This window comes from Mycobacterium sherrisii (assembly GCF_002102355.1).
Taxonomy (GTDB): Bacteria; Actinomycetota; Actinomycetes; order Mycobacteriales; family Mycobacteriaceae; genus Mycobacterium; species Mycobacterium sherrisii.
In genome coordinates, this window is record NZ_LQPT01000048.1 from 1 (window position 1) to 5,513 (window position 5,513).

Here is a 5,513-nt window from a genome sequence, read left to right on the forward strand (position 1 = left end):
CGCCGGCAGGCGACGCATCCGGCGAAGGTGAAGCCCGAGCTGGTCGCCAGCGCCCCAAATGCGGTGTGGTCGTGGGACATCACGAAATTGCATGGCCCTGCGAAGTGGAGCTGTTACTACCTGTACGTGATCTTGGATATCTTCTCTCGCTACGTCGTTGGCTGGATGGTCGCCAGCCGCGAATCGGGGCCGCTGGCCGAGGTACTGATTCGCCAGACCTGCGCCAAACAGGGGATCGACCGCGCTCAGTTGACAATCCATGCCGACCGCGGCAGCTCCATGACCTCCAAGACGGCGGCATTCCTGCTGGCCGATCTTGGTGTCACTCAATCACATTCGCGCCCACACGTCTCCAACGACAACCCGTTTAGCGAGGCCCAGTTCAAGACGCTGAAGTACCGGCCCGACTTCCCCGGCCGGTTCGGCTCGATCGAAGACGCCCGAAGACATTGCCAGGCCTTCTTCGGTTGGTACAACGATGAACATCGTCACACCGGGCTGGGCCTTCATACGCCCGCTGACGTCCACTACGGCCTGGCCGAGGCAGTCCGCGACAAGCGCGCCGGCGTACTCGACGCCGCCTACGCCGCACACCCAGAACGGTTCGTCCGCAAACCACCCGAACCACCGAAGCTCCCCGAGACCTCGTGGATCAACCGACCCGACCAACCAGAGGAGGACGCTCAGTAAATACCGCGCAACGGTGTCTCATTCAGGTTGACAGGTTCCGTCATCCTGTGGATCAAAGGGAATATCCGGAATCAACAACGATGTGTTTCGTCAGTCGAAGCCATCCTCAGGGCAGCACCTGGTCCCGGTGCTCGCTGCCAAGCGTCCCATCAACCGCATAACCAGTTACATCGAACTCGAGATGGCCTTCGCGGCGGCTGACGTGCCGCCGAAGGTGTTGGGGATGGGTGGTGGAACCCGCGGATTCCTAAGCGCTGCAACGTTGGCGTGTCGGCAAACCCACATCCGGAGTGGCCTGCGAGACCAACTGACTCCCGATCGATCGAACTCGACTCTGAAACGGGCTGCTCTGACCGCCGCGGGCCCGCTGCAGCGCCCGAAAGATGTTTGGGCAGAGAGCAATCCGCAGGATCCGGCCGGTTCCGCCTCCGTTCCTGGACAAACTCAAGCATTTCCTGCGCGACTCGCGGTCCGAACCTGGGCACACCTGCCGTCGGCGTCCAAAGGCTCTGCCAGGACAAAGAGTCAAATGACTCAGGACGCGCTCATGACGTGTGTGGTCTTCTGGACTCGGGAGCATTCGGGTTGGGCAGGAAGGTGCACGATTGTCAAAGACGCGAGAAAGGGCGGGTGGTCTCCCGTGTAAATGCCGTGGCGACATTACCCGCGTTTCTTGTGTTGCAGCTCCTTGTGTCGCAGCGGGCCTGCGGAGAGATGCGCGATGGTGGCAGGGAACGATAAAGCGCACACCGGTCTAGCGCCTGTTGCTCAGTGGGACGGAAAGGTAATGCTCATAAATTTTCGTCGCATCGATAAGTTACGTCATCCCTGCTCAGGTTGTTAGGAGCCCAATCATGGTCGTATCGAACGCGCAGGGATGCGGAACCTCACGCGTCGAGGAAGGCGCCGCGAGGACGGATGGTTATCATCTGGTCGTCGATGCGCTCAAGCTCAATGGTGTGTCCACGATTTACGGCCTAGTCGGTATACCGGTCACCGACTTGGCGCGTGTTGCACAAGCTTCGGGCATCCGGTTTTTGGGGTTCCGTCATGAAAGTGCTGCCGGGCATGCAGCCGCGGCAGCCGGTTTTCTCACCGGTAGGCCCGGTGTCTGTTTGACGGTGTCTGGCCCTGGCTTCCTCAACGGTCTTGTCTCACTTGCTAATGCGACAACCAATTGCTTCCCGATGATTCAGATTGCCGGATCCAGTGAGCGCAGCATCATTGACCTCAAGCGCGGCGACTACGAGGAACTCGACCAGTTCGCGATCGCCCAGCCGTTAGCGAAAGCAGCTTATCGCGTTGACCGTGCGCAGGATATCGGTCTAGGCGTAGCACGGGCCATCCGCACCGCAGCATCGGGCCGACCCGGCGGAGTGTATCTCGATATCCCGGCCGCTGTGCTCGGTGAGGTGCTCGACGCAGAGGCCGGTGCGGCATCGCTACGGCAGGTCGTCGATCCCGCGCCGTGCCAGCTGCCTTCTGCACCCGCTGTCGACCGCGCGATCGCGCTACTTGCTCGGGCGCAGCGACCGCTGATTGTCCTGGGCAAAGGGGCTGCCTACGCACAAGCCGATACCGCTATCCGCCAGTTTGTCGAGTCGACTGGCATCCCGTTTTTACCCATGTCGATGGCTAAAGGTCTTCTCCCGGATGATCATGCGCAGTCGGTTGTGGCGGCCAGGTCGTTAGCGCTGCACGATGCCGATGTCGTGATGCTCATCGGTGCGCGGCTCAATTGGCTGCTCAGCCACGGCGAGGCCCCGCACTGGAACCCAGATGCACAGTTCATCCAGGTGGAGATCGATCCGACTGAGCTGGATAGCAACCAGCCCATCAGCGCCCCGCTGGTGGGAGACATCGGTTCGGTGATCGATGCACTCAACCGTCACGAGAGCACGGCGCGCATCAATGCGCCGCAAGTCTGGCAGCAGATGCTGGCCGCCAAATCCGCGCACAACGTGGCCTCGATGGCAGCCCGCCTGGCTGCTCGGACTGAACCCGGTAAGCCGATGGGTTTCTACGCGGCATTGCGCGCTGTGCGTGACGTCTTGGCCCGGCACCGCGATGTCTACGTAGTCAATGAAGGTGCCAACACCTTGGACTACACCCGCAATGTCATTGACATGTATCTACCGCGACACCGGCTGGACTCCGGTACTTGGGGGGTGATGGGCATTGGGCTGGGCTATGCGATCGGCGCCGCGATCGAGACGGGTCAGCCGGTGGTGGCCATCGAAGGCGACAGTGCTTTCGGGTTCTCCGGTATGGAGATGGAAACCATCTGCCGCTACCGGCTGCCGATCACAGTGGTGGTATTCAACAACGGCGGCATCTATAAGGGCGACGGCGTGAACAGTGCCTCGACTGACCCCTCACCAACGACTTTAATGCGCGACGCGCACTATGACCGCCTTATTGAATCATTTGGGGGCACAGGATATTTCGTGACAACACCGGATGAGCTCGGCGCGGGCCTTGCCGCGTCAATCGCTGCCGGTCAGCCCGCGCTGATCGACTGTGTGATCGATCCCACCGACGGCACCGAGAGTGGCCATCTCACCAGCTTCAACCCTGCCGGCATCGAAAAACACTGACTGCCCACTCATTAGGAGCAACTGACATGAACACCTCGCCCCTGGCTGGCATCAAAATCATTGATTTCACCGGCGTGCAGGCCGGCCCCGCGTGCACGCAGATGCTCGCCTGGTTCGGAGCCGACGTCCTCAAAGTCGAGCGAGTCACCGGTGGGGACGTCACCCGCCACCAACTGCGCGATATTCCAGGGATCGACGCTTTGTATTTCACCATGCTCAACAGCAACAAGCGTTCCCTCGCGATCAACATCAAAACTCCACAGGGCCTGGAAATCATGGAAAAGCTGATCAAGGATGCCGACATCCTGGTCGAGAATTTCGCCCCTGGCGCGATGGACCGAATGGGCTTGTCGTGGCAGCATATCCACGAACTCAACCCACGATTGATCTTCGGATCGGTCAAGGGCTTCAACGAGCAGTCCCCGTGGAAGGACCTCAAGGTGTATGAAAACGTCGCCCAATGTGCGGGCGGCGCGGCTTCGACCACCGGCTTCTGGGATGGTCCACCCACTGTGAGCGCAGCCGCGCTTGGTGACTCCAACACCGGAATGCACCTGGTGATTGGCCTATTGACCGCATTACTGGCACGCGAGGAAACCGGTGCAGGCCAAAAGGTGTCGGTGTCCATGCAGGACGCGGTAATCAACCTGTGCCGGGTCAAACTCCGTGATCAGGAACGCCTCGAGCGTGTCGGATATCTCGAGGAATACCCCCAATACCCCAATGGCACCTTCGGCGACACCGTCCCGCGCAGCGGCAACGCCGGTGGCGGCGGACAACCCGGTTGGGTCCTCAAATGCAAGGGCTGGGAAAACGATCCCAACGCCTACATCTACTTCACCATCCAAGAACAAAACTGGGCCAATACCTGCCAGGCCATCGGCAAACCTGAATGGACCGACGACCCGGCCTACACCACCGCCAAAGCCCGGCAGCCCCACCTCTTCGACATCTTTGCCGAAATCGAAAAATGGCTGGCAGACAAAACCAAATACGAAGCAGTCGACATCCTGCGCAAGTACGAGGTCCCGTCCGCCCCAGTGCTGAGCATGAAAGAAATCGCCCACGATCCCGCCCTACGGGCCAGCAGCACAGTGGTCGAAGTAGACGAAGAGAAGCGAGGCAAATACCTCACAGTAGGAAGCCCTATCAAGTTCTCTGACTACGTCCCCACCATCACCGGCGCTCCCCTACTCGGTGAACACACCAACCAAGTACTCACCGACCTCGGATACACCGCCGACCAGATCGCCCAGATGGCCGCCGCCGAAGTCATCCGGAACCAGTAGCGATGTGTTGCATCGCCGCAGGCCGTGGGAACAACACTCCGATCGGGGTCTCGCCTTACTCGGAAGCGTGCTTTGTCGAAATCGAAAGGATGCCAAACGAATTAATGTGGACACGCGCTCCCGTTGTTAACAAGAACATTCTTGACCCACTGCGGGGCTGACGATGCCGCCGGACGCCGTAGGCAGTAATCACGCATTTCTGGAGAAACGGGCGCCGACGGACATCGCCTGTTTGTTCCAGCGGCATGGTTCGGGCTTGGACCCTGCGCACAGGCCAAATGTTGTCCGTGACCGGCCCGCGCACGGACCCGCTGCCGGCGCGCTCCACGCCGAGACGGTCCATCAACGGACCACGATCCCCGCCAGGGCCGTGGAGCGTGCCGACGTCGATGCCATTCCCGTCCCTGCCGCCGATAGCGCAGACAATCTTCAGGCCGAGTACTTTATCCACCTGCTCGCTCAGAGACGCCGCGCCATCCACGATCGGATCATCGAGTATCAGGATGCGATCGCCACGGCCGAGTCCAGGGGCGACGTCGAGGCAGCATTCGTCTTCCGGCGTACGCTGCGGCTCTTGGAACACGACTGGCAGACGCTTGACGGGATGATCGACCGGCTGAGGCGACGATTCTCCCGCTGCCGCACGGTTTCCGGCCAACAGCAATAGTTTCGGGCTCAGCATCGGAACGAAGCTAGTCCTGAAGGAAAAGGGTTTTCGTCGGCAAGGTGCCCGCGGCCCTGATGCGGGGTAGGTGCAGCGCCAATGTCCGTGGCCATGAAAAAGTACCCGCTGGTGGCCAAGTAGAGGTCCCCGCTGGTGGCCAGATAAAAGTCCCCACCCTGTGTTCGTCGTGTCGATCGGGACTGCTGCACGGATAGGTGACAGTTTCTTCACGCGGCCTGGCTGGCCGGTGTGGTCATGATTGCTTCGTATTCA

General features: G+C 60.6%; 4 protein-coding genes. All 4 read left to right on the top strand.

Annotation, left to right across the window (positions count from 1 at the left end; all coding sequences use genetic code 11):
• A partial coding sequence (locus tag AWC25_RS08640; protein WP_142278745.1) for a DDE-type integrase/transposase/recombinase occupies nucleotides 1-690 on the top strand: 690 nt, incomplete at its 5' end.
• An 854-nt stretch (nucleotides 691-1,544) separates the two neighbouring features.
• Complete coding sequence (gene oxc / locus AWC25_RS08645; RefSeq protein ID WP_085166637.1) at nucleotides 1,545-3,287, top strand: oxalyl-CoA decarboxylase; 1,743 nt, start codon at nucleotides 1,545-1,547, stop codon at nucleotides 3,285-3,287.
• A 26-nt stretch (nucleotides 3,288-3,313) separates the two neighbouring features.
• Complete coding sequence (gene frc / locus AWC25_RS08650; protein WP_085166638.1) at nucleotides 3,314-4,576, top strand: formyl-CoA transferase; 1,263 nt, start codon at nucleotides 3,314-3,316, stop codon at nucleotides 4,574-4,576.
• A 163-nt stretch (nucleotides 4,577-4,739) separates the two neighbouring features.
• On the top strand, nucleotides 4,740-5,243 hold the full coding sequence (locus AWC25_RS26470; RefSeq protein ID WP_069403017.1) for a hypothetical protein: 504 nt from the start codon (nucleotides 4,740-4,742) through the stop codon (nucleotides 5,241-5,243).
• Nucleotides 5,244-5,513 lie beyond the last annotated feature (270 nt).

What these genes read in the sequence shown, in the direction of transcription:
- oxc (WP_085166637.1), top strand. Translation starts at nt 1,545, where the DNA reads ATGGTCGTATCGAACGCGCAGGGATGCGGAACCTCACGCGTCGAGGAA.
- frc (WP_085166638.1), top strand. Translation starts at nt 3,314, where the DNA reads ATGAACACCTCGCCCCTGGCTGGCATCAAAATCATTGATTTCACCGGC.
- AWC25_RS26470 (WP_069403017.1), top strand. Translation starts at nt 4,740, where the DNA reads ATGCCGCCGGACGCCGTAGGCAGTAATCACGCATTTCTGGAGAAACGG.